Source organism: Bdellovibrio sp. HM001 (genome assembly GCF_055397275.1).
In genome coordinates, this window is the sequence record NZ_AP029174.1 from 1,793,202 (window position 1) to 1,817,308 (window position 24,107).

The 24,107-nt window shown below is 48.4% G+C and carries 25 protein-coding genes; 9 read left to right on the top strand and 16 right to left on the bottom strand.

Features of this window, described 5'->3' with window-relative positions; genetic code table 11:
• The first annotated feature begins 408 nt into the window (after positions 1-408).
• From ACZ5ZZ_RS08590 to ACZ5ZZ_RS08600, 3 genes are all read left to right on the top strand, one after another.
• Positions 409-1,380 carry a hypothetical protein gene (locus ACZ5ZZ_RS08590; RefSeq protein ID WP_464135140.1) on the top strand — a complete coding sequence of 324 codons (972 nt, stop codon included), beginning with the start codon at positions 409-411 and terminating at the stop codon, positions 1,378-1,380.
• A 180-nt stretch (positions 1,381-1,560) separates the two neighbouring features.
• Positions 1,561-3,150: a hypothetical protein gene (locus tag ACZ5ZZ_RS08595; protein ID WP_464142299.1), complete on the top strand. Its 1,590-nt coding sequence runs from the start codon at positions 1,561-1,563 to the stop codon at positions 3,148-3,150.
• A 29-nt stretch (positions 3,151-3,179) separates the two neighbouring features.
• On the top strand, positions 3,180-5,822 hold the full coding sequence (locus tag ACZ5ZZ_RS08600; protein WP_464142377.1) for an RCC1 domain-containing protein: 2,643 nt from the start codon (positions 3,180-3,182) through the stop codon (positions 5,820-5,822).
• A gap of 6 nt (positions 5,823-5,828) precedes the next feature.
• On the opposite strand, the gene ACZ5ZZ_RS08605 is transcribed toward ACZ5ZZ_RS08600, so the two are convergent.
• The 10 genes from ACZ5ZZ_RS08605 to ACZ5ZZ_RS08650 form a co-directional block, all read right to left on the bottom strand.
• On the bottom strand, positions 5,829-6,395 hold the full coding sequence (locus ACZ5ZZ_RS08605; protein ID WP_464142301.1) for a M23 family metallopeptidase: 567 nt from the start codon (positions 6,393-6,395) through the stop codon (positions 5,829-5,831).
• Between the two features lie 187 nt (positions 6,396-6,582).
• Positions 6,583-7,830: a serine hydroxymethyltransferase gene (glyA, locus tag ACZ5ZZ_RS08610; protein ID WP_464135146.1), complete on the bottom strand. Its 1,248-nt coding sequence runs from the start codon at positions 7,828-7,830 to the stop codon at positions 6,583-6,585.
• Positions 7,831-7,938: 108 nt separating this feature from the next.
• Positions 7,939-8,415, bottom strand: coding sequence for an RpiB/LacA/LacB family sugar-phosphate isomerase (locus tag ACZ5ZZ_RS08615; protein WP_464135148.1), 477 nt, complete (start codon positions 8,413-8,415; stop codon positions 7,939-7,941).
• Positions 8,416-8,419: 4 nt separating this feature from the next.
• On the bottom strand, positions 8,420-9,691 hold the full coding sequence (fabF, locus tag ACZ5ZZ_RS08620; RefSeq protein ID WP_464135150.1) for a beta-ketoacyl-ACP synthase II: 1,272 nt from the start codon (positions 9,689-9,691) through the stop codon (positions 8,420-8,422).
• Positions 9,692-9,697: 6 nt separating this feature from the next.
• Positions 9,698-9,934 carry an acyl carrier protein gene (acpP, locus tag ACZ5ZZ_RS08625; protein WP_011164461.1) on the bottom strand — a complete coding sequence of 79 codons (237 nt, stop codon included), beginning with the start codon at positions 9,932-9,934 and terminating at the stop codon, positions 9,698-9,700.
• Between the two features lie 116 nt (positions 9,935-10,050).
• Positions 10,051-10,800 (bottom strand): 3-oxoacyl-[acyl-carrier-protein] reductase, encoded by a 750-nt coding sequence (fabG, locus tag ACZ5ZZ_RS08630; protein ID WP_464135151.1) that lies wholly within the window; start codon positions 10,798-10,800, stop codon positions 10,051-10,053.
• Between the two features lie 78 nt (positions 10,801-10,878).
• Positions 10,879-11,853, bottom strand: a complete 975-nt coding sequence (gene fabD, locus ACZ5ZZ_RS08635) for an ACP S-malonyltransferase (protein ID WP_464135153.1) — start codon at positions 11,851-11,853, stop codon at positions 10,879-10,881.
• A gap of 3 nt (positions 11,854-11,856) precedes the next feature.
• Positions 11,857-12,852: a beta-ketoacyl-ACP synthase III gene (locus ACZ5ZZ_RS08640; protein WP_464135156.1), complete on the bottom strand. Its 996-nt coding sequence runs from the start codon at positions 12,850-12,852 to the stop codon at positions 11,857-11,859.
• A 30-nt stretch (positions 12,853-12,882) separates the two neighbouring features.
• Complete coding sequence (rpmF, locus tag ACZ5ZZ_RS08645; RefSeq protein ID WP_061835820.1) at positions 12,883-13,068, bottom strand: 50S ribosomal protein L32; 186 nt, start codon at positions 13,066-13,068, stop codon at positions 12,883-12,885.
• Positions 13,069-13,141: 73 nt separating this feature from the next.
• Positions 13,142-13,696, bottom strand: coding sequence for a YceD family protein (locus ACZ5ZZ_RS08650; protein ID WP_464135157.1), 555 nt, complete (start codon positions 13,694-13,696; stop codon positions 13,142-13,144).
• 155 nt (positions 13,697-13,851) lie between these two features.
• Here ACZ5ZZ_RS08650 and ACZ5ZZ_RS08655 point away from each other — a divergent pair, with 155 nt between their 5' ends.
• Entirely contained in the window at positions 13,852-14,718 is an 867-nt protein-coding gene (locus ACZ5ZZ_RS08655; protein WP_464130647.1) for an alpha/beta fold hydrolase, read from the top strand.
• A gap of 41 nt (positions 14,719-14,759) precedes the next feature.
• On the opposite strand, the gene ACZ5ZZ_RS08660 is transcribed toward ACZ5ZZ_RS08655, so the two are convergent.
• Positions 14,760-15,020, bottom strand: coding sequence for a metal-sensing transcriptional repressor (locus ACZ5ZZ_RS08660; RefSeq protein ID WP_347356394.1), 261 nt, complete (start codon positions 15,018-15,020; stop codon positions 14,760-14,762).
• A gap of 41 nt (positions 15,021-15,061) precedes the next feature.
• On the opposite strand from ACZ5ZZ_RS08660, the gene ACZ5ZZ_RS08665 reads away from it, so the two are divergent.
• Positions 15,062-16,351: an MFS transporter gene (locus tag ACZ5ZZ_RS08665; protein ID WP_464142303.1), complete on the top strand. Its 1,290-nt coding sequence runs from the start codon at positions 15,062-15,064 to the stop codon at positions 16,349-16,351.
• 107 nt (positions 16,352-16,458) lie between these two features.
• Positions 16,459-17,136, top strand: a complete 678-nt coding sequence (locus ACZ5ZZ_RS08670; RefSeq protein ID WP_464142305.1) for a hypothetical protein — start codon at positions 16,459-16,461, stop codon at positions 17,134-17,136.
• Positions 17,137-17,171: 35 nt separating this feature from the next.
• On the opposite strand, the gene ACZ5ZZ_RS08675 is transcribed toward ACZ5ZZ_RS08670, so the two are convergent.
• The 4 genes from ACZ5ZZ_RS08675 to ACZ5ZZ_RS08690 are packed head-to-tail and all read right to left on the bottom strand — an operon-like array spanning position 17,172 to position 20,238.
• On the bottom strand, positions 17,172-18,101 hold the full coding sequence (locus ACZ5ZZ_RS08675; RefSeq protein WP_464142307.1) for an ABC transporter substrate-binding protein: 930 nt from the start codon (positions 18,099-18,101) through the stop codon (positions 17,172-17,174).
• Between the two features lie 9 nt (positions 18,102-18,110).
• A complete protein-coding gene (locus ACZ5ZZ_RS08680; protein WP_464142309.1) occupies positions 18,111-18,866 on the bottom strand; it encodes an ABC transporter permease in 756 nt (251 codons plus the stop codon).
• On the bottom strand, positions 18,863-19,612 hold the full coding sequence (locus ACZ5ZZ_RS08685; protein WP_464142311.1) for an ABC transporter ATP-binding protein: 750 nt from the start codon (positions 19,610-19,612) through the stop codon (positions 18,863-18,865). The genes ACZ5ZZ_RS08680 and ACZ5ZZ_RS08685 overlap by 4 nt, the downstream gene beginning before the upstream one ends.
• A gap of 2 nt (positions 19,613-19,614) precedes the next feature.
• Positions 19,615-20,238: a 2OG-Fe(II) oxygenase family protein gene (locus tag ACZ5ZZ_RS08690; protein ID WP_464130656.1), complete on the bottom strand. Its 624-nt coding sequence runs from the start codon at positions 20,236-20,238 to the stop codon at positions 19,615-19,617.
• A 183-nt stretch (positions 20,239-20,421) separates the two neighbouring features.
• Between ACZ5ZZ_RS08690 and ACZ5ZZ_RS08695 the strand changes: the two genes are divergently transcribed.
• The gene (locus tag ACZ5ZZ_RS08695) at positions 20,422-20,757 is read left to right on the top strand and encodes a hypothetical protein (protein ID WP_464142313.1); all 336 of its coding nucleotides are present in this window, start codon (positions 20,422-20,424) and stop codon (positions 20,755-20,757) included.
• Here the strand turns inward: ACZ5ZZ_RS08695 and ACZ5ZZ_RS08700 are convergent, their stop codons facing one another.
• Entirely contained in the window at positions 20,758-21,291 is a 534-nt protein-coding gene (locus ACZ5ZZ_RS08700; protein WP_262552077.1) for a tyrosine-type recombinase/integrase, read from the bottom strand. It lies immediately after the preceding gene.
• 381 nt (positions 21,292-21,672) lie between these two features.
• On the opposite strand from ACZ5ZZ_RS08700, the gene ACZ5ZZ_RS08705 reads away from it, so the two are divergent.
• Together ACZ5ZZ_RS08705 and argS are read left to right on the top strand one after the other, a co-directional pair.
• A complete protein-coding gene (locus ACZ5ZZ_RS08705) occupies positions 21,673-22,263 on the top strand; it encodes a hypothetical protein (protein WP_464142315.1) in 591 nt (196 codons plus the stop codon).
• Entirely contained in the window at positions 22,260-24,038 is a 1,779-nt protein-coding gene (gene argS / locus ACZ5ZZ_RS08710) for an arginine--tRNA ligase (protein WP_464121240.1), read from the top strand. The genes ACZ5ZZ_RS08705 and argS overlap by 4 nt, the downstream gene beginning before the upstream one ends.
• The last annotated feature ends 69 nt before the right edge of the window (positions 24,039-24,107 follow it).

The window sequence follows — 24,107 nt, forward strand, 5'->3', positions numbered from 1 at the left end:
CCCCCTTAGAAAATTATTGAAATGCGAGATGCTTTCGGCAACTTGTAGGTTTGCAGGGACAATTTGCCTCTGGAGAAACTTCAGGGCTACGTGTCATTAAAACAGGGTGAAAGTTTAATGAATCACGCTGACACCACCTAATTATGGGTATTTTTAGCTCAAATCGAATTAAATCGAGTTTGGTAGACAGTTTTTTTAGATATCCGTCAAGAAATGCTATTGCAGCATGACCAAAGTCGTGGCACCTTACTTGCTCTAAAGGCTACGTGGCTCCAATTTGGGACCATTTTGGCCCTTTTCGGCACCAGGGGATATTCCGGGGGCCGAATTAGTTGAAGAAGATTTTAAGTCGAAAGACGGAAATAAATTAAGAAACATAATTAACCATTATCGAAAGGGATAAAAACAGTGAAAACACAAATTTTGATGTCACTGATTTTGGCAGCTTCCATGACTTCTGTGGCACAAGCAGAAGAGCAAAGCTCAAACACAAGCACAGTAAAAGTGTCTGATGTTCAGGCTAAAGACGAACAAGTAAAAGACTTGGACCAGGAGATCACAAACGCGAAAATGCGTGCTGAATCCGGTTCTAAATCCAAATGGTCCATGAGCGCTGACCTGACTTTGAACGGTGGTAACTTGGTTGAGCCTTTCGGAAAAGTTCGCCCGAACTATTCTGGTGAAGCAGCTCTTGACGGCAGAACAAACATTTCTGGTGATATCGGTGTTTCTTACCGTGTAAATCCAAACAACCGTGTGAGCTTGTCTACTGGTGTGTCTATCTTGACTCCATTCCAGAGCCGTGGCGAAGACATGTTGAAAATGGCTAAAGACGGTGGTGCTTCTGACATCTCCACTCCATCCATCACTTGGGGTAACACTCAGCGTATCGGTGGCACTCAGAACTCTTTCTCTGTTGGTTACAGCCACGCGACGAAAGAATTCTACACTGACGTTATCAAATCCGTTGGTGACTTGAGCTTGAGCCACGTTGTTATCTTCGATATCGCGGGTTCTAACTGGCAGCCAGGTTTCTCTACATCTGCTTACTACAGCTTGTACAGTGACTCTGCTCAGAGCTTCGACGTTATCGGTAACGATGACAGACGTTCTGACTATGGTATCGGTTTCTATCCATTCGTAGAGTATGCGTTCAACGACACATTCTCTTTCCGCACAGTATTCCGTCCTTTCACTTACAGCCACATGAGATCTGATGATGCAGGTACTTTCGAGACTAGCATGTACACTCAGTCTGTTGGTTTGGGTATCGCGGTTACTCGTGACATCTACTTGTATCCAAACATGCAGTTCGCTCCAGAGAACCTGAAGCCAGAATTGACAAACGTAGGTCTTTCTACGACTTTGAACGTATTCTAATTATTAGTTAGAAATTACGAACGAAGAAAAAGGCAGCCTCTGGGCTGCCTTTTTTATTTCCAAGCCTCTAGTGTTCGGTCAACACAGGCGAACAAGTTACAACTTTGCAACAAATGTTCCGATCTGAGATTTCACATCGTCTGGTCTTGTCTTTGTGATGATAGAAAATATCCTTTAAGAATGATGTTGCAGTACGTGTTTGTTATGTTTGCATCACTCGTTGCGTCAGCTTCACCCTCACAGCTGACTTATCAGGGACGGATTTTAAAATCCGATCGAACTCCATTTGAAGCAGACAATGTTAGCTTCCTCTTTGAAGTCACTTCCTCCGATGGTCAATGTGTCTTATATAGAGAACAGAAAAACGGCGTCAGTTTGGCGAATTCTGGCGGAGTTTTTGATGTGGCTATTGGTAGCGGAACCCGATTGTTTCCGAAAGCGGGACCGTTTGTCCTTAGTGATGTCTTTAATAATGCGGGCTCGTTGAACTGCGGTGACGGCAATAATGATGTCTCCGGGACTTATGCCCCTTCGGGGGATTCTTCGCGTAAGCTTCGCGTTCGCTTCCACGATGGACAGGGGTGGCAGCTGATCACGCCAGACAGCGAAATCCGCTCTGTTCCTTATTCTAATTTCGCTACATCGGCGTTGAAGCTTGGCGGTTTTTCAGCCACGGACTTTGTTAAAGCGACTCTGTTACCTCCGGCAAGTTGTACGACCGGACAGGTTGTCTATTTTGATGGGACCAGTTTTTCGTGTGTGACTGATGCAGGTGGCTCGGGAGTGGTGACTGATATCACTGCGGGCGCTGGAATCAATGTGTCTGGGGCGGGTACGAAAACCGTTGCCGTTACCTTTGGGGCAACGGCGGGAACTGTCGCGCAGGGGAATGATTCGCGAATTTTAGGGGCATTCCAAAAAGCTGATTCTTTGGGCGGGGATTTATCCGGCACTCTGCCCAGTCCCACGGTGACGCAAATTCAAGGACAACCGGTAAGCTCTGCGGCTCCAATCAGCACAGGACAGGTCCTGTTGTGGGATTCGGGTTCCTGGAAACCTCAGTTTGTGCGCATGCAAGACGTGCGTAATTCCTGGGGTGGACAACAGATGATTCCATCATCGGCCTGTACGGCCAGTCAGGCTATGGTGTGGAGCTCAATCACAGACAGATTTACTTGTCAGTCGATAGGCTCACTGGATGCTTCAGCCATTTCCGGCGGAACGTTTGCCACCGCCCGATTAGGAACCGGTACTGCCAATGCTTCCACATATTTGCGCGGTGATGGCATCTGGGTGACGGCTCCAGAGGATTCCACGAAACTGCCATTGGCAGGGGGGACTTTGACGGGAGCATTATCTGTACCGCTCAATGGCTTAACTGTCGGAACCAATCAACTGGTTCTCGAGTCCGGTAAAGTAGCGATTGGCACCACCACCGCAGAGGCAAAACTGACTGTTTCAGGGAATATGGCGACGCCAACCAATCAGATCGCCAGTGGGGCGAGTGTTAACCTGGCTCTCAGTAATATCCATTATCTGGAATCGGTTGGGACTTCAAATATCAATTTAACGAACATGGTCAACGGTGGCGTCTATACGATCGTTATCGCAGATACGACATCCAGAACGTATTCCTTTTTAGGCTGCAATAGCACGCACTTTAGTCCTCCAAACGGAGCGACAACTGCTCAGTCCATTTACGGGGTGACGACCATCAATGTCGGAGGCAGCTGGAAATGCTACGTCACATGGGCCACAGACTTTCAGTAGTCTTTTGTAGACATCTTATCTTGGCGGCAGTGCTGTTGGGCGGAAGTTCTGCAGTAGCGACTCCCAGTCAAAGTATTTTCAATATGCTTTTAAGTCAGTGCCCGGCAACGGTGGCCTCTATCGTTTCTCAGAATAACTTTGTGGTGACTGAAGCGAATACGACGGTAAATATTTCCGTCAATCTATCCAAGCCAGCATGTGCGGATATTCCTATTTATTATGGTGCTTACACAGATGGAGTTCAGGGTACGCACTACTCGGGTTCATTGAATGGCAGTATTACTATTGCCAAGGGTGCCACTGCCGGCACGATCACGATTAATCTGAGTCAGAATGCGCTGGCAGAGATCGAAAAGAAAATCTACATTTCTCTGCAGGGTACCACTCAGTCCAAACAAAAGGTTCAGCTCGGAGTATTGAACACCGCACTTGTCCAGATCACTGATGATGATTCAACTTATGGAACAATCACTCAGGCCGGGACCGGCGGGAGCTATGCCTGTGCCATTAAAAGCTCTGGGGCTTTAACTTGCTGGGGTTCAAATTACAGCGGCCAGTTGGGGGACGGAACTACTGTTGATAAAACCACCCCGATCATAACTGACTCTGGTGTTAATTATAGTCAGATTTCTACGGCTCAATCGCATATGTGCGGTATCACCACGGCGGGTGTTTTAAAATGCTGGGGAAGTGGCTTTGGCGGGAAGCTGGGAACAGGTAATACCGCCGATAAAAAAAGTCCCACTGTCATTGATGCCGGGGTCAGCTATTCGCAGGTGTCTGGCGGAGACCGTGCCACTTGCGGGATTACCACCACCGGGCAAATGAAATGCTGGGGGGAAAATAACAGCGGCGAGATTGGTGATGGAACCAACACCGCCCGCTACAGTCCAACAGTGGTAGACGTCGGTGTTACCTATCAGAAGGTCTCAGTGAACGGAGTCAACGGCGGAGGAAACTTCGTCTGTGCAATCACCACGGCCAATAAGTTGCGCTGCTGGGGAAGAAACACGGACGGACAACTCGGAATTAATAGCATCGTTAATCAAAACCTTCCCGTGGATGTGGATGCTTCTGAAAGTTATACACATATTTCCAACGGTACCGTGCATGCTTGTGGTATCACAACGACTGGTGTGTTGAAGTGTTGGGGTGGCAATGCCTATGGGCAATTGGGGGATGGCACAGCAGTCACCAGCAAGACGCCAAAAGTGATAGATGTCGGTGTTTCTTATATCCATGTTTCTGCGGCCGGAGAATTTACCTGTGGGGTGACTTCGACCAATAAGTTGAAATGCTGGGGACGCAACGTTCAAGGTGAGTTAGGAATTGGTTCCACAGTGATGTCACGTGTTCCGGTTGAGGTTGATGCGGCGAATACCTATTCCAAGGTTTATGCTGGGGGCGGACATCTTAATGGGCCTAACCCATCAGCTTGTGGTTTAAGGGTGAATGGTCAGCTTCATTGCTGGGGAAGTAATAACGGTCAGTTGGCAAACGGATTTCCTATTGCTATCGGAACTCAAGTTTATATCGATGCGGGAACTCAATACAGCAAAGTCTGTGTCGGGGGTTCCAACACCTGCGGCATCACAACAGCAGGCATATTGAAGTGTTGGGGTGTTAACAACAAAGGGCAGGTCGGTGATGGGACGAATGATACCCGCTATTCTCCGGTGATTATTGATGCGGGCGTGACTTACAAAGAAATTTCGATTTCAGCCTCAACTCAAACCAGCTCTCGTGACTCTCATGCCTGCGGTATTACCACGGCCGGTGTACTGAAGTGCTGGGGGAATAATGCCAGCTATCGATTAGGAGATGGCACGACGACCAACAAAAACAAACCTGTTGTCATTGATCCCGGCGTAACTTATTCCAAGGTGTCAGTGGGTCATGCCAGCAGTTGTGCCATCACCGCCACCGGTGAGCTGAAGTGCTGGGGTCTCAATAACAGTGGCCAGCTGGGTGACGGAACCGCGACCACAAGAACTCTTCCCAAGGTGATTGATGCAGGAACAACCTATAGTGCCGTGGCGACTTCAGAAGGCTACAATACTGGGAAAGCTCACACCTGTGGTATTACCACGGCTGGGGTACTGAAGTGCTGGGGGGACAATTCGCATGGACAGTTGGGTAATGGAAGCACATCCAACAGCTCGGTCCCGGTGGTTGTTGATGCTGGAGTGACTTATTCCAAGATTTCTGTCGGTGCCGCCTTCTTGTGGGGATTTACCTGTGGCATCACGACCGGTGGCGAGCTGAAGTGCTGGGGCGGAAACGGTCATGGTGGTTTGGGTGATGGAACGACCGTGCAAAAAAACTCTCCAGTGCTGATCGACTCTGGAACAAGCTATCTTGATATATCTCTTAAAGGAGAGCAGAGTTGTGCGATCACTTCTGCGAATGTTCTTAAATGCTGGGGTTATAACTTTTATGGACAGGTCGGAGATGGGACTACTACCAATCGGACCACGCCCGTGGTTATCGATGCGGCAACGGGCTACACTTCGGTATCAAACGGTCACTTTGCCTGGAGTGGTTCCAATTCCTGCGGCATCACGACTGACGGTCTTTTGCGTTGCTGGAATAAAAACGTGTCAGGAAGCATGGGGATTCCGTCTTCAGATATGTTCCCAAACTTAATTCCGAAAATTCATCAGACCCCGTAAGGGGTCTTACAATTTTGCTGTGGCAACTTGTGGTAACAAAGGAAGCGGGTCAATCGGACCACGGTCTTTGCGGATTTCAAAGTGCAAATGAACACCTGTAGCACGCCCTGTGCGGCCCATGGCGCCAACAACTTCACCTTGGCGGACCTTTTGGCCTTCAGCCACCAGAATCTTGTCAAAGTGAGCATAAAGCGTCGCCCAACCATTGCCTGACTCGATCAGAACCATTTTGCCGTATCCACGGAATTCACGGCCAGCGTAAATCACTGTGCCAGCTTGTGCCGCCAAAATAGGGGTGCCCTTCGGGGCCGCAAGATCAATTCCCAAATGCGGACGACGTTTATTAGGTAAAAACCCACGGGTCATGCGCGCGCGGTCCACGGGCCAATCAAAGGTCAGGGACTGCGGTTCAATCATAGGACTGTGGTCAGAGGCGGTGGCGCGATGGTTGGTGCTGTTTGGGGCAAAGTACTCGCGCGATAGGGGTGTGTGAAAGGTCGAGCAAGAGCCTAATGCTCCCGCCGTAACCATGCATCCTGCATATTTAACTAGTTGCTTCCATCCTGGTGTCATTCTTTGAGTATACTTGATAAGTCCTTGGTTCCAAAGATTTTTTTGACCAATGACTAGTTTTGGCGCGCTGAAAAGGGCCGTTTTTTCAGCAAGATGCTGACTTATTAAGCGAAGACGCTGGTCTGGAACATATATGTGGCGGCGAACAGCGGTGACACATATATGTTCCGGATCCTGATAGGGATTTCTAGTAGATAGGGAACTGCTTACAAAGCTGTTTTACTTCTTCGTGAATACGGTTTTTTAGCTCCGCATTGTCAGCGTTATTCAGTACTTGAGAAATCCACTTCGCGATCTGCTTCATCTCGGAAGTGCCCATACCTCTTGTGGTTAAGGCCGGAGTCCCAATACGAACACCACTTGTGACAAATGGAGATCTTTTTTCGTTTGGTACCGTGTTTTTGTTCACAGTGATGCCTGCTTCATCCAAAGAATTTTCAGCGATCTTCCCGGTGATCTCTCGATCACTCAGGTCAATCAAAATCAGATGATTGTCTGTTCCACCAGTGACCAATTGGAAGCCTTCAGAAAGTAGGGCTTCAGCCAGCACTTGAGCATTGTTGATGACCTGCTCAGAATACTTTTTAAATTCTGGTTTTAGAGCCTCCCCGAATGCCACGGCTTTGCCGGCAATCACGTGCTCTAGTGGACCGCCTTGGATCCCTGGGAAGATGCGAGAGTTCATGATCTTGGCTTTTTCTTCAGAATTCGTCAGGATCATGCCCCCACGAGGTCCGCGCAAAGTTTTGTGCGTTGTCGTTGTGATGTAGTCTGCATAAGGAACAGGGGACGGATGGTGGCCTGTAGCCACTAGGCCTGCGAAGTGGGCCATGTCCACCAGCAGTTGAGCGCCGACTTCATCGGCAATTTCTTTAAACTTGGCAAAATCCAAAGTGCGCGGATAAGCGCTGTACCCTGCGATGATCAGTTTGGGTTGAACTTCTTTTGCGGTGGCACGAATCGTGTCATAGTTGATCCGACCAGTTTCTGGGTCCAACTTGTAAGAGGCTGCTTTAAACAATAAACCACTGAAGTTCACCGGAGATCCGTGGGTCAAATGCCCGCCATGAGAAAGATCCATACCCAGGATGGTGTCGCCGGATTTACAAGCCGCCAGATAAACACCCATATTAGCTTGTGAGCCTGAGTGCGGTTGAACATTGGCATATTGCACGCCGAAAAGTTTTTTGGCTCTTTCAATGGCCAGAGTCTCCACCGTGTCCACGTTCACGCAGCCACCGTAATAACGCTTGCCCGGATAACCTTCGGCGTACTTGTTGGTCAGAATGGAGCCTTGAGCTTCCATCACGGCCTTGGAGGTGTAGTTCTCAGAAGCGATCATCTCCAAACCGTACTGCTGACGTTCAGCTTCCTTGTTGATCGCGGCCAAAACTTCAGGGTCCACTTGGGCCAAAGACAGGGATGTAGAATGCATAAAGACTCCTTGAGCTCATGGGCTCACCTAACGGATATCCTTCAAGAACTGAAAGATGGGTAAATCAATCTTTGAAATTATGACTTGAATAGCGGGATTTTAAAAGTCTCAACAACCAGTGTCGCTTGCAAGCTTGTCCACGCGTTGCTGGTGACGTCCACCCGCAAAAGAAGTGGAAAGGAAAGTTTTGATCATCTTCACGGCGTCATCCGGTGAGGAAAAACGGGCACTCAAGCAGAGAATATTGGCGTTATTATGTTCCCTGGACAGACGAGCGATGTCTTCACTCCAGCACAAAGCTGCACGAATGTTTGGGTACTTATTCGCGCGAATAGCCATTCCTTGACCTGAGCCGCATATCAAAAGACCCAAAGCAGGCCCCTTTTGGGAATCCACAATGTTATTTTTCTTATTCTCAAGATCTACTTTAACAATTTCAAGGCTGACGAGGTCGGCGTAATCTGGATAATCCACAGAATCCGAGTTGTGAGTGCCGACGTCCTTCCATTGAATGTCCGGAAGAGCTGCCATCACTTTAAGTTTTAAATCCAACCCAGCGTGATCGCAGCCAACATAGACAAGCATGTTTTTACCCTTCGTATTTAGAGAAGATCATAGAAGCATTGGTTCCGCCGAAACCAAAGCTGTTATTGATGACGTGATTGATCGTGCCCTTACGTGCTTCGTGAGGAACATAGTCCAAATCACAGTCTTCACTTGGATTTTCCAAGTTGATCGTCGGTGGAGCGATTTGATCGCGAATTGCCATAACACAGAAGGCAGATTCAATCGCGCCAGCTGCGCCCAAGGCGTGACCCATCATGGACTTGGTGCTGGAAACCCAGACCTTTTTCGCATGATCACCCAGCAAGCGTTTGATGGCTGCGGTTTCAAGGCCATCACCCACCGGCGTGCTTGTACCGTGAGCGTTGATATAGTTGATGTCTTCTGCCTTCAGACCAGAGTCTTTCAAAGCCATGGACATTGCGGCATAACCACCTGCACCTTCCGGAGCCGGAGAAGTCATGTGGTAAGCATCGGAGGAAACCCCGTAGCCTGTGATTTCGCAAAGAATATTGGCGCCACGTTTGACAGCGTGCTCAAGGGATTCAATGCAAAGTACCGCTGCACCTTCAGCCAGAACAAATCCGTCACGGTCTTTATCCCAAGGACGGCTGGCTTTTTCAGGAGCATCATTGCGAGTGGAAAGAGCTCTCATGGAAGCAAAGCCTCCGACAGCCAGTCCACAGATAGTGCTTTCTGCGCCGCCCGCAAGCATCACATCCGTCACGCCGTCACGAATATAGCGAACAGCATCTCCGATGGAGTGAACACCTGAAGCGCAGGCAGAAGTCACAGAGTAGTTAGGACCTTTCAGGCCCATCGCGATCGTCACCTGACCTGCGGCCAGGTTCGTGATCACAGAAGGGATGAAGAACGGACTGATACGGCCCGGTCCTCTTTCCTTCATTTTGATGGCGGTTTCTTCGATGTTTGCAAGACCACCGATACCGACACCAATAATCACTCCCGTTTGATTTTTCACTTCTTCGGTCAGCTCCAGCTTGGCCATTTCCACGGCCATTTTGGAAGCTGCGATCGAGTAGTGAATGAACTCGTCCATTTTCTTTTGCTCTTTTTTCTCGATGTATTGGTCTGTATTAAAACCCTTTACTTCGCCGGCAAAAGTCACATCGAAGCCTGTCGTGTCGAACTTGGTGATCTTGGCGATACCAGATTGTCCACGTTTTGCGGCTGACCAGCTCTCCTCAATGGTGTTACCCAGGGGAGTGACTGCGCCCACTCCGGTGACGACAACTCTTCTTTGTGGAATGGATGGACGTTCAAATCGGGAGTTCATAATAAATTAAGCTTTTCCTTTTTTCTCAAGGTAAGAAGCTACGTCTTGAACTGTCTTCAGCTTTTCAGCGTCTTCGTCAGGGATTTCAAGATCGAATTCTTCTTCCATTGCCATCACAAGCTCAACGATATCCAAGCTGTCAGCGCCAAGATCGTCGATGAAAGAAGCTTCCGCTTTAACTTTATCTGGATCTACGCCAAGTTGTTCTACGATGATATCTTTAACCTTTGGATGAATAGCCATTTGTGCCTCCTAATAGTGCGTTCAATATTACTTATATTACAAGTCTAGTCTAGTGCATTAGCTCTATCATGTCGCTTATAGGCGAGATGATTTTGTTCGCGAATAATCTCGCGAATTTAGTTCATATGCATGCCACCGTTCACATCCAAGGTGTGACCGGTGATATATTTGGATTCATCACTGAGCAAGAAACGAACGGCCTGAGCCACGTCACTGCCTTCGCCGATCTTCGCCAGAGGAATCTTTTCCATCATTTTCGCTTTCACGTCTTCAGAAAGAACTTCTGTCATTTCTGTGCCAATAAAGCCTGGTGCGACGTTGTTCACGCGCACGTTACGAGAAGCCAGCTCAAGTGCCACGGACTTGGCAAAAGCAATCGTTCCAGCTTTGGAAGCGGCATAGTTGGCCTGTCCTGCGTTGCCGGTTTCACCGATGATGGATGTGATGTTAACGATAGAACCTTTGCGCGCTTTCATCATGGGTTTGGTGAAAGCCTTTGTTACCAGGAACGTACCACGAAGGTTCGTGTTGATAACAGAGTCGAAGTCTTCAGCCTTCATGCGCAGCAAGAGCTGATCTTTTGTGATGCCGGCATTGTTCACAACGCCATCGACATCGGTCCATTTTTCCAGAATATGTTCAACCGCCGAGTTCACGGACTCTTCGCTTGCAATATCCATTTTGATGTAGAAGTGGCCTTCTCCCGGAAGGGAGTGAGCCACCTGTTGTGCGGACTCTTCGCGAGAGGAATAGGTGAAGGCAACTTGTGCGCCTTCTTCCGCCAGAAGTTTTACAATCGCAGCGCCGATTCCACGGCTGCCGCCAGTCACAACAATTTTCTTTCCTTGAAGCGATTTTCCGCTCATGTGCAAAATCCTTTTAAGCAGTACCCTGTGTTGTTTTCAGCACACTTTGGCCGAACTCTGAGTAAATCTCAAGAAAATTTAATGACTCGTAGCTTTCAGGGAATCTTCAATAATTTTCACATCTTCCATTGAAGTTGTCGTCATGACTTTGAAGAAATCCGCATCGATCTTTTTAAGCAGTCCCTGCAATACTTTGCCGGCACCGCACTCGATAATTTGTGCGTGTCCCATGCCTTTGAGAACTTCCATGCTTTGAGTCCAGCGCACGGGGGCAGAGACCTGACGAATCAGATTTTCACGAAGCACAGGGCCTTCCACTTCAGCTTTGGCGTGGAAGTTTTGAATGATAGGGAATGCGGCTGTTTTGAATTCCATCGCGGTCAGAACCTCACGCATTTTGTCTTCGGCGGGTTTCATCATTTCGCAGTGGAATGGAGCAGACACAGACAAAGGAATCAACTTCGCTCTTTTTGGAGCTTCCGCAAAAATCACTTCCGGCTTGAAGTTGTCTTTAAGCCAGTTGATTGCATTCTGAGAACCAGAAATAACAATTTGCCCTGGGGAATTGAAGTTCGCCGCAGACAACGGGCCCGCGCCAGAGTTTTTCACAACGTAGTTGCAAAGAGTTTCCACTTGATCCGGCTCAAGACCCAGAACAGCGACCATTCCGCCTTTACCCACCGGAACAGCGGACTGCATCGCCTGCCCACGGGTTTTTACCGCACGCATGGATTCATCAAAACGAGTCACACCCGCCGCCACCAAAGCAGCGTATTCACCGATAGAATGGCCCGCTGCCGCCACGGCTTTGATGCCGAACTCTTTCGTTAAGACTCTTTGAGTCGCTGTGGAGACCAAGAGCAATGCGGGTTGAGTGTTTTCAGTCAGTGCCAGGTCTGCTTCAGAACCTTCAAAGCACAGTTTTTTCATGTCGATCTTTAGAGCCTCAGATCCTTCTTCGAAGGTTTCCTGAGCGATCTTGAAGTTTTCAAACAAAAAACGGCCCATGCCAGGTTGCTGGCTTCCTTGTCCAGGGAATACAAATGTAAACATGTTTTAGTACCTCAAAAGAATACTGCCGGATGTAAGACCTGCGCCGAATGCGGTCAGCAGAATCGTCTGGCCTCTTTTGACTTTTCCGTTTTTTACGGCCCAGTCAAATGCAAGAGGGATGGATGCGGCAGATGTGTTTCCAGTTTCCTGAAGATAAACAATCACGCGTTCCATTGGAAATTTGAATTGATCAGCCACAGCCTCGATAATGCGCTTGTTGGCTTGGTGAGGAATAATCCAGTCCACTTGGTCCGGACTCACCTTGTTGTGCTCCAGAGCTTCCTGGCAGCACATGGCCATCGTGCGAACCGCGTTCTTAAAGATTTCGCGGCCCTTCATTGTCATGAAGTGAAGGCCTTTGTCGATAGCTTCGTGAGATTGAGGGATTTTGCTTCCACCCGCAGGAAGGATCAAAAGATCCGCGAGATTGCCATCCGCATGCAGGTGAGTGCTTTCGATGACATTTTTTTCGCCCTCAGCGGCACGAGAAAGAACCCATGCTCCGGCGCCATCTCCGAAAAGAATGCAGGTCTCACGGTCTTTGTAGTTCATGTAGCGGGAAAGAACTTCGGCTCCGATCACCAGAATATTCTTATACATTCCTGTGCGGATGAATTGATCGGCAATGCTGACGCCATAAAGGAAGCCCGAGCAGGCCGCATTCAAATCCACAGCCATGATGTTTTTTGCACCCAGCTTGGCCTGAACAAAGCACGCCGTCGACGGCATCTGATGGTCACCAGTGACCGTGCCCACCAAAATCATATCGATGTCTTCGATTTTCAGATTAGCATCTTCAAGCGCGCGTTTCGCGGCGATGACACAAAGATCAGAGGTTGCCTGATCTTCGGAAGCAATATGGCGGCGTTCGATCCCGGTTCTTTCAACGATCCACTGGTCGTTGGTTTCTACCATCTTTTCCAGATCCGTATTTGAAAGGATCTTTTCTGGTAGATAGGAGCCTATCCCTGAAACTCGAGATCGATACATTCCTGCCATGGAGTCAACCTATTCTGTTATAGAGCGAAATTACTTCGCTGCGCTGATTTGTTTGCCTTTGTAGTACAAAGCGCCATCAGCACCTTTGGATGCACGGTGAGGACGAACTAGCTCACCAGTCTTTTTTTCAACAGCTACTGCTGGAGCAGTAAGACCATCGTGAGAGCGGCGCATGTCACGCTTAGAGCGGGATGTTTTTTTCTTAGGAGTTGGCATTTCAAACCTCGTTATTGAATCAGTTCTAATTGAAGCACGTTAATTTAACCAAAGAATGATAAAAATCAACAATTTAATTAAGTTTTAAGTTCTTTAAGGCAGCAAAAGGGCTCTGGGGCTTTTCGACAGGCATTTCCTCGTCATAGCTAAAGAGCTGACCTTCCTCAGGAATTCTGCAATCTGAGGGTTTTCCATCAATGGTTTCTGGACATGCTGGATTAAAAGGCGCAGCAAGAGCGACCACTTCGTGCAGGAATTCACCCATATCAAACACCATGTTTTCGTACTCAGAAAACTCGGGGCCCCCTTCAGGCAGGTCGCTGACGTGGTTGACCTTGGAATACTTCCCATTGCGGGGTTGGCCTTGTTTGGGGATCAGGATCTCGTGGAACTTCTCATTGACCGGATAATCAATGTCAATTCCGCAGCGAGAGCAGATTTCCGGAGATTTTGTCACAATACGACCCGTCAGCTCGTAATCCTTGGAGTTGAGCGGTTTAATGAAAAACTCAGCTTCATAGGGATTCTTGCCCACGATGTCCGCCAGAACCGCATTGGCTTCGCCTGTTTTGCTTGTCCAGACGTAGGATCGGCCTTCTTCAGGCACCTCAGTTAATTTGATTTTCATAGAAACTCCTCGGTTCTGCCACGGGAAAGTAAGGGGCAGGGAACAGGAGGTTTTAGTTAATTTGGGGCGCTTGGTCAAGGACTGTTTTCGTCCAGCAGACCTTGTGGCGGTCTTAAATGGGAGTAGTCTTAGGCTGCAACCTGAAAGGGGGTCTTATGGCAACCTTAAGAGTCAACGGTCATGAGTATTACTATGAAGAACATGGCCCCAAAAATGCCCCCTGCATCGTGCTGAGTCCACTGCTTTACACGGACACCACAGTTTTTGAACCTCTGACCCGAATTCTGGAGGATGACTATAGAGTCATCTGTTATGACCACCGGGGTCTGGGGCGAAGCGCCGGTCCAACCATGAACAATCTGGAAAACAGCGCCAAAGATGTGGCTGCCTTTATAGAGCAGCTCAATGTGGGACCCTGTCACTTTGTAGGAAATTGCCTTGGGGCTTATGTGGGGCTGCAGCTAGCTATCCATCGTTCTGATCTTTTGAAAAGCTGCACCTTGATGGGGGCCACTGCTGAAGCAGGCAGTGATGAAGCCATCAGGCAGATGGACGGCTTCGTCGCGAAAGCGAAGAAAGAAGGTATGAAAGCCAATGTGAAGGATTTTGCAGACATGTGGTTTGGTGCCACCTTTAAGGCCACCAAAGATCCCGTGCAGGTCAGTCGCCGGGAAAAGTGGATCAGTCATGTCCGACATATGAAGCCCGAGGAAATTGATGCCGCAACACAGATCTTCCACAGAAATGATCTTACCAAAGATCTAGGCAAGATTCGTTGTGCCACATTGATATTGGCCGGAGATGAAGATGCGCCAGCCAGTCTGGAAGCCTATCGTCGCTTGGCTAAAGGCATTACGGGTGCGGAATACCGAGTTATTCATCATGCGGGATATGCGCTGGTCATCGAGCAGCCTGAGGAAGTTGCGGAAACAGTTCGTAACTTTGTTGGCAAGGTTGAACGTCAGTGGGCACGCCAACGCAAGCAAGCTCCGCGAGACTTGGGCGCAGAAAGATCCTTGTAGTTGAATTCGGCATCAACCTCTCTTAGGTGAGAGGTTGATGCTTAAATATATTTGGTGATCTCTTTGATCTCATCCAAATCCAAATCCTTATGATTTCCATCCAGACAGTGTTCGATGTGATCGTGAATATAAACGCTCTTGGCGGCCGAGATGGCTTTGGCCACGGCGTGCAGTTGGCGGGCCACATCCACGCATTCGCGTTCGTCTTCGATCATCTTGATAACGGTCTCAAGATGCCCTTTGGCGCGCTTCAGTCTTTTTGAAACATCCTCATGACTTGCGTGTTGCTTTTTATGTGACATGTCCCTAGTATCCCCTCCCGGGGGATAGGATGTCAAGAGGCATGGATAGACTGTTGAAAATTGAAACTCAGCTGTTGCTGGGAAGATTGTTGACCCGCTCTGGAGATCAGGCCTGGGATTTTGTGGTGCCGTTTGCATTGCTGCATGTGTTTCCGGGAAAACTCCAGATGGCGGCTCTGTATTATCTGATCATCAAGGTTGGGACTTTTCTTCTGACCCCCTGGTCGGGAAAGTGGATGGATTCCCAGCAGCGCGGACATATTGTTAAAGTCGGGGTGTGGATTCAATTTTTTGCAGTTCTGGGCGGCGTGATCTGTTTCTTCGTCTTAGATAAGACGGTTCATGAACATGGCCCGGAGTTCTTGGGGGTGACATTACTATTTGCCGCTTTGGCGTTCTTTGGAATACTGGCTTCGCTGGGGTCTCTGATTACGGATATCTCTGTGGGAAATGATCTGGCGCCGTCTCTGATTCCGCATGACAGACTGACCCACTTCAATAGCTGGTTGCGCCGAATTGATCTGGGAACTGAAGTCGGGGCGCCCATTCTTGCCGGGATCCTGTTTGCAGTTCAGTCTTCTTATCTGCATTTGGCGGGACTGGTTTTGATCGCAATTTGGAACCTTTTGTCGTTTGCCCCGGAATATTTTCTTCTCAGGAACGTGATTCAAAAATCCGGTCTTCAAAACAGAAAAGTCCGAGCCCTTCAGAACTGGAAGGAACAATTTCACTTTAACCTCAAAGAGTCCCTGGGGAATCCGATATTTTGGCTGATTCTGAGCTATGCTCTGCTGTGGCTTTCCGTGCTGAGTCCGCATGGGGTCTTATTGGCGGGATATCTGAAAGATCAGATGGGTTTGCCGGAGGTGGAAATTGGCCTGTTTCGCGGTCTGGGAGCTGTGTTTGGGTTGATCTCAACGCTGACCTTCCCGTATTTGGTGGCAAAGACGGGGTTGATTTTCAGTTCCAGATGCCATCTGGCGTTTCAAGGGGTGACCTTGACTGTCGGGTTGGGGGCATTTGTGCTGAACACGCCAGCATCGGTCTATGTTTTCCTTGGATGTATTTTGCTTTCGCGTGTGGGTCTTTATGGATTCTCCAATGGTGAATTTGAGTTGAGGCAAAGATTGATTCCAGAAGATCAGCGGGGGGAGCTGAATTCTCTGAGTTCCCTGACGACGACATTGGCGACGCTGATTCTTTTTGCACTGGGAAGCCTTCTGCCAAACACAGAGGATTTTAAATATTTAGTGTATCTTTCTTTGCTGGCTGTGGTGGGGGCCAACGTCGTGTTTTCCCAGTGGGCGCGCCAACATCAGGATGACAAATAACGTCCCCTGCGAGAAAGGTTTTTGTAACTCACCATAAAGGGAGTCTTCGAATTGATAACCAGCCTGAAGAAGTTAGAGTTTGAATACCCATAAGCAAGGAGGCATTTGTGGTATTTGATAGAATGAAAACTCTGGTAAAAGGCATGGTTATATCCGCGATGTTTACGTCCACAACGGGATGGGCTCTTGGTCCGTCATACACTTCGACGAAAACACCGGTCGGACCTGTGATCTCTGTGGATAGGCATGAAGTGAAGAACGATCCTGTGAAGCTGCGGGAAGATCTGCGCAAGCTCTGGGAAGATCATGCGACCTGGACCCGGCTATTTATCATCTCAGCCGTCCATGAGTTGCCTAATTTGTCCGTGACCACCCAAAGGCTTTTACAAAATCAAGTGGATATTGGTAATGCGATAAAGCCTTATTATGGTGAGGCAGCCGGAACCGAGCTGACCCGTCTTTTAACTGATCATATTCTTATCGCCTCAAATCTCTTAACGGCCGTAAAAAACAACGATTCTGATGCAATCACCGAGAACAATCGTCTGTGGTATGAAAATGCTGATGCCATTGCGATGTTTTTATCCAGCGCCAATCCTGAATATTGGAAGGTGGAGGATCTCAAGGGAATGCTGCATGAGCATTTGAGCCTCACGGCGCAAGAGGCGATAGCTGAAATTGGCGGGGATTATGAGCGCAGTGTGGAGATCTATGATCTGGTTCACGTACAGATTCTGCACATGTCCGATATGCTCGCCGACGGTATCAGCAAGCAGTTTCCATGAAAATGGCAGGGGCATTTTATCCATGCCCCCTATGTTTATTTAATATAAAGATCCGCAGCCTTGGGCGTGGTCTTGATCAGTTTGAGTTTTTTAAGTTGCTGAGTCAGGGTTTCCCAGCGCTCATCGCTCATACTCCCCAGGGGGATTCCTGCAGGTTCAATCAGAGGCTTTTGAATCTCGGCGGCCTTGTTGAAGGTCTCCAGATCTAAGGCCTTATTCAGTTTCGCCATGTGCTCGTTGGTTGATTTAGGATCTTTTTGATAAGCCATCCACCCGGCGCGCGTTCCCTCGACCACTTTCTTGACCAGGTCGGGTTTGTTTTTCAAGACCTGCTCGGTTGTGGCAAGCACAACCAAATAGGGGTTAAATCCTTCATCCGCAATCAGGAAGGACTTCACTTTCGCGCCCGCTTTTTCTGCCGTCAGTGGTTCGGTGGTGATGAAACCCTGCTGAGAGAAGGTCTTGTCGTTGAGGAAATTAGCAACGCCCCCCGTGTACGGGACCACACGAACTTTAGGTTTGCCAAACTTTTGCACCAGATACTGAAAGTAGGGAAGGCCGGACTGCATGGATAAAAAGCCCTCGCTGATAAAGACATCCTTCAATGTTTTGAAGTTTCTATCCGCGTGAGTCATCACGATGTAAGGAGAAACTTGATAGACCGCAAACAGGGCTTTGACTTTGTTCAGCTTATTGCGATCTTGAGAAATGATCAGCTCATCCGCACTAACAATGGCAAAGTCCACTTTACCATTCGCCAGCATTTGCACTGTCGGCGTGCCAGAGCCTCCTTCTAAAATCTTCACATCCAGACCTTGGGCTTTGTACAAACCCTGCAGGGAAGCCGCATAGAAGCCTCCAAATTCAGGCTCTGCCTTCCAGTTTAAAGCAATTTCCACCGGAGTGTCGGCAGCCTGAACTGCAAAAGAAAATAAAAGAGCTCCAAGAGCGATCCAAGATTTCATTAGCATCTCCTATTCCTGAGATAAAGTGGCCAAGGGGCGTTTGTTTAAGATGATCCGGTTGATTAAAGCCATGGCGCCCACAAAGAGCAACCCCATAAGTGAGAGCAGCAACAGTGCACCAAAAACGATGTCCACCCGCTGCTGTGTGCGGGCGGAATCAATCATGGCGCCCAGACCGCCGCCCGCGACAAATTCCCCGGCAATGGCTCCAATGATCGAGAGTCCCGCAGAAATTTTAAAGCCCGAATAGATGTAGCTGTAGGCATGGGGTAACTTCAGTTTCCACAGCGTTTGCAGTGGTGTTGCTTTATAGATGCGAAAAAGGTCGCGTTGGGATTGGCTGGCGCTTTCAAGTCCCATCAGGGTGTTGGCGATGATGGGAAAAATGGAAACAATAAAACTGGAGGCAATCACTGTCGGCGAACCGAAGCCAAAGTAGATGACCAGCAAAGGTGCAATGGCGATGATTGGTACGGTCTGAAAGAAGATGGCAAAAGGTAAGATCGCCCGTTTTAAAAGGTCCGACAACGAGAAAACAAAAGCCACCAGGCTTCCGATGACAATACTTAAAAACAATCCAGCCAGAACATTCAAAAGCGTTTCTTTGAAAGCTACGATAAAATCACTGCGCATTTCAGTCAGACTTTGCAAAACCATGGAAGGGGAGGGAAGCAGGGTCTCACTCACCCACCCGCCACGCACAATCAACTCAAGACCAAGGGTGAGGATGATAAAACTGAGCAATGCAGGCAAAGAGCGCTTCATGCACGCAGCCTTTCTGAAAGACCTTCGACAATCTTATTGAAGGCTTCTGTGGTGCGCAGGCTCTCTTCTCTGTTGGTTGGCAGAGTCAGCTTTTGATCCCAAACCACAGGGGCCCCGGCCCCTTTCAGCATGATGATTCTTTCGGATAAGAAGGTGGATTCAAATAAAGAGTGTGTCACGAAGATCACCGTCATTCGCTCCTTCATCCAAAGGGAATGCAGTTCACGCTGCATTTCAAAGCGCGTGCTTTCGTCCAGAGCGGCAAAAGGTTCGTCCATTAAAAGCAGGCGTGGAGAGTTTACCAGGGCCCGTGCCAGTGAGACACGCATCTTCATCCCGCCCGAGAGCTGGTGCGGGAAGAGATTTTGGGACTCGTCCAGATGCACCTTTTTAAGGGACTCCATGATGCGTCTGTGCTGCTCGCCGGGGGGAACACTTTTAAGATGATCGTTCAGTTCAAAAGGCAGGCGCACATTTTCGTAGACGGTTCTCCAGCTCAGCAGGTTGGGATCCTGAAAAACAAAGCTGAAATGGAGTTCTTTTTCTGAAGCCTTTTTGAGCGTTCCGGAAGAAGGTGCTTCAAGGCCCGCAATCAATCTTAACAGAGTTGATTTTCCACAGCCCGAAGGACCCACGATAGAAACAAATGAACCCGCTTCGATGTTGAGGTTTAGATTCTCAATCACCTTTTTTCCGGCGAATTCCTTATGCAGGTTTTCTATCTGGATTCCAGCAGCTTCTGGCATCACTACACCCAGTCGTAATTAAAGCTGATGCTGATGCGCTCTTTGTCGGCCGCGTTCTGAGGAACTTCGTGTCGGGTCCAGGATTCAAACAGCACGACATGGCCTTCTTGTGGGGCCAAGGAGTAATAGCGCTGATTGTGAACTTTGGCGTCGTGTTTGCGCGGCGGTGAAGCCATGAAGGATTCCATACGAGGATCTTCAAATTTCAGCGCAGAGCAATTCTTGGGGGTTTGCACATAATAAGTCCCGCTGATCACAGAAAGCGGATGAATGTGCATGGTGTGAATCACATGGGTTGGCATGATATTCACCCAACAGGAGGTCATCTGCAATTCACGAGGGTTGATGTCCATTTCAAGATGCTTTGCGAACTTACGAACATGCTTATCCAGCATTTTTTGCAAGTCACCAAAGGTGGAGGAAAACTGATGAAGCTGACTCATGGATCCGTAAGAAGTGTAGCCGCCTTTGTAGTTCTTTTGAGACCAGAGCTGACCTTCCTCGTCGATTTCAGCAATCTTTAAGGACTCCGCTTTTAGTTCTTTATTTAATTTAGTGACTCCCTTGGCGGATGTTCCGGCCACGGGGGCATAGTAAACGAAGGTGGGAAAAAGGGCTTTTATCATTCTGAGACACCTATAAATATACTTTTCACCATAGGGCTAATTCTGTTTCATTACAAGAATTGATAGCTACTTCTTAGACAGTTGTAAGCGACTTTGTCGGGAGTTTGTCGTCTAAAGCAATTTAAGCGTGCACCGGATGGCATCAGCTTTGCTTTAACTAGAAGCATCCAGCAAGGAGTTAGTATGAAGAAGCAAGCACTTATCGCAGTTATGACCCTGATCCCAGCAATCAGTTTTGCCAAGATCTCGGACTTTAACGCTTTGATCAGTGAAAACACCAAAGCGCAAAGTGAGCTTCATCATAATGTTCAGAGTAATCTGGAGTCGACTCGCGACAAGGTGGCAGCTCAGGAGAAAATGCGTGAGCGCATTGTTGTGGTGGAAAATTCCGGCACTTCTTATAATGCTCCCACTAAAAAAGACTTGCTGGCCTTCAAAAAAGAAAAATCCAATCACCGCGCATCAGAAGAAAAGCAATTCGATCGATTGGCGAACGAAATTCGCAGCATCGAAGAGTAACTATAGAATAAGCTTCCGCAGCTCCTGTTGAGAATAAACGTAATCCGCATAAACCATGGTGTTGGCGATGTTTCGATGTCCCAACGCCACCTGGACCAGCCTTAAATCCTTCGTCTTCTGATAAAGTTCGATCGCAAAAGTATGTCTTAAAGAATGAAACTTCTTTGGGACGGGGCGATACAATTCCCAGATTTGAAACAATCGATTGTATGAAATCGGAAAAACCGAGGTTCCGCCTTGCTGTTCGGCGAAGCGATGAAGTCTTTCGAAAAAGGCTGAATGAACCGGGATTTCCCGGTCATTGGAGTTCTTTAAACCCCGGATAAAGATGCTTTCATCGTAGGGGTTTAGATCCGACCTTTGAATATTTAAGACTTCCTGAGCCCGGGCTCCGGTTCGTAAAGCCGTCCAGATCATCAAACAGTTACGGGGATCCTTGTCTTGAAAATCTGTGAGAATCTTTCGCAAACGTTCTGATTCAGGTGCGAGCAGATATTTGTTCTTGTTGAGTTGATACCGAGGTGCCGAAGCCATGATTCATCATTCAAAATGATGAGGGCCTTTGACAAGGGGTATTCATAACGCTACGCATTCAAAGTGGTGATATGTATAAATATTTTGTTTAGTCCAGTCCAGGTTCTGCATGATGCTATGCAGCATGACAAACCACTCAAATATCCACACCAATAAAAGCTAGTAAAAACAACAACATAGCACTAAAGATTATGGCTATAAGCTTTAGTCTGTTTTGAAAAAGGGCATGCTGGGCTATGCCTTTAAGGATTCTTTCGTGGTTTCAATAACTTAGCTTGACCTTCCAAAATCAATTCTGGAATTATATCTGTATTATACAACGACCTACATTGTGAAAAACAATATAAATGTTGTGTAATGCAATAGTCTAGAGGGGTTTAAATGGAAAAGGATCTCCAGGGTCTGGTCGAGGACCCGCTGCAAAAGGCCACTTTAAACGAGAGCTTTATAGAGGATGAAATAGGCCCTCGCTCAAAGACCTCGCTGCGTATGCATTATGAGGCCCAGGTTCAGGTCATCCAGAATCAGATCGGGGATTTGGAGAAAATTCGCGCTGATTTGGGGCTTTCTCAGCGCAAGATGGCGCAACTTCTTTTGGTCGATCCATCGAGCTGGACTCGCTGGGTGAAGCAGGGGGATGAAGCTCCTCCACATATTTGGCGGGCTTTGCAGTGGTATTTGACCCTGCGGGAAAAGATCCCGGGACTGACGCCGAATTACTTCTTAGGATCGAGCCCCCAAGTGCTGCATCAGCAGGCGCTTCAACAGTTGGATTTGGAGCGCCAAACCCGCAAAGAAGAGATTGAAAAGCTGTCAGCAGATCTTAAAGGTGTGTTTCTGGAGCGCGATCGCCTGCAAACGGAGCTTCAAGTCTTGAAAAAAGACCTGAAATTTCACAGAAATACCAGTATAGTTGTCCTTCTTGTTTCACTCGCCTGGGCGGGCGTCTTTTTCTTTTGGAAAGGTCTATGATTAAACACGACTCCATTCGATTGCTTGCGACAAATCTATTAAAATCCGCGATTGGTCGCGCTTATCCAAATACAGATGTTTCCGCTCTTGAAGACGACATTTATAAGTCTTTGGTGAATCCTCCGAAATCAGAGCTTGGCGACCTGGCCTTTGGCTGTTTTATCCTGGCTAAAAATCTTAAAGCGGCTCCCCCGCAGGTGGCAGCGGCCGTGGCGGCTGAATTGATGGGAGCAGCCGGTGTACAGGAATCACAAGGGGCCCTGACGGCCGTGGCGGCCGGTCCTTATATTAATATTCGCTTCAATGAACAAACACACGGGGAGCAGGTTTTAGCAACGATCCTGAATGGGGCGTTCTTTAAGAAGCAACTGGTTGAAAAAGCCCCAAAAACCATGATCGAGTATTCCCAACCCAACACCCACAAGGAGCTTCACGTGGGTCACATGAGAAATCTGTGTCTGGGGGATGCCATTGTCCGAATGCTTCGTTATAGCGGCCGTGAAATCGTGTCTTCGACTTTCCCGGGCGACATGGGTACGCACGTGGCCAAATGTCTTTGGTACATGAAAAAGCACAATCAAGAGCCGGTTCCGGAAACAGGAAAAGGTGAATGGTTGGGCAGCATGTATTCCAAAGCCAATCTGCTTTTGGAAGATCAAAACGGAACTCCGCAGGAGGAAATCAATCGTCAGGAACTAACGGCGATCCTGCACCAATTGGAAGGCAAATCCGGTCCTTATTATGACCTGTGGCTGGAGACACGCGAATGGTCCATTGCCCTGATGAAGAAGGTCTATGACTGGGCCGATGTAAAATTTGATGAATGGTATTTTGAGTCTGAGATGGACACACCTTCTGCGCAATGGGTGAAAGAGCTCTACGCCCAAGGCAAACTTGAGATGTCCCAAGGGGCCATAGGTAAAAACCTAGAGGAAGAAAACCTGGGTTTCTGCATGCTTTTGAAGTCGGATGGCACGGGGCTTTACGCCACCAAGGACTTGCTTTTGGCGAAACACAAGTTTGAAGATGTGCATATCGAAAAGAGCGTTTACATCGTGGACATGCGCCAGGCTTTGCACTTCAAGCAGGTCTTCCGTGTTTTGGAATTGCTGGGCTTTGAGCAGGCAAAAAACTGCTTCCACCTTCAGTACAACTATGTCGAGCTTCCAGACGGCGCAATGAGTTCCCGCAAAGGCAATATCGTGCCTTTGACCGCGCTTGTTCATAATATGGAAAACCATGTAAAGACCACGTACTTAAGTCGTTACAAAGGTGAATGGAGCGAAGAGGACATCGAGAAAATCGCAGGTCAGGTGGCCAAAGGGGCGATCTTCTATGGAATGCTTCGCATTGATACCAACAAAAAGATCGTCTTTGATATGAACGAATGGCTGAAGCTGGATGGTGAGTCCGGTCCATTTGTGCAGTACTCCTATGCTCGTATTTCCAGCTTGGGCCGAAAGTTCCCGCGTACGGCTGGAGCTAAAGTGGATTGGAGTCGCCTGTCTCACGCCTCAGAACGTCAGTTGATGCAGTCTGTGGCAGGTTTCAACAGTGCGGTGGCTCAGGCGGCCGAGAACTTCAAGCCCGCGGCTATTTGCACTTATCTGTATGAGTTGGCCAAGAGCTTTAACGTCTTTTATCACGAGTGTCCGATTGGGACGGAAAAAGACGAGGCGGTTCGCGAAGCGCGTCTGGCTTTGAGTGAAGCCGTAGGTCTGGTGCTGAAGAACGGTTTGAATGTTCTGGGAATGCCAGCTCCTGAAAAAATGTAGTTTTATTGAGCATATAGGCCTCTGATTGAAAATGCGGAGGCCTCACCTTATACCCCGCATTAACGCTAG